Genomic DNA, 346 nt, shown 5'->3' on the forward strand with positions numbered 1-346 from the left:
GCCTACCTCCTGCCGCACACCTGGTACCGCCTGGCCGACATTCCCGGCGCTCAGTCGGCGGTGCTCGACGCGGTGGAGTCGGACGGCTGGGAGGGACTTATCCGCGTATTGGTCGGCTACCGCGTCGAGCACCGCCGACTGAGCGCCGGGAATGTCGGCCAGGCGGTACCAGGTGTGCGGCAGGAGGTAGGCCACGGTGTCGCCGCCGACCTCTTCGGCCGCAATCTCTTCGTCGGTCTGCTCGTCGACGTCGGGCAGGAGCAGTGCCCGCAGTCCACGCGACCAGCGCAGCGCGCTCTTACCGGCGGTGGCCCGCTCGTACTCGTGCCAGAGATCGAGGTCAGCG

General features: G+C 69.7%; 1 protein-coding gene. It reads left to right on the forward strand.

The window, feature by feature from the left end:
• On the forward strand, window positions 1–346 hold a 346-nt coding region (locus E1182_RS31515; RefSeq protein ID WP_165942781.1), incomplete at both ends, for a hypothetical protein.

Source organism: Micromonospora sp. KC721 (assembly GCF_004348355.1).
Taxonomy (GTDB): domain Bacteria; phylum Actinomycetota; class Actinomycetes; order Mycobacteriales; family Micromonosporaceae; genus Micromonospora.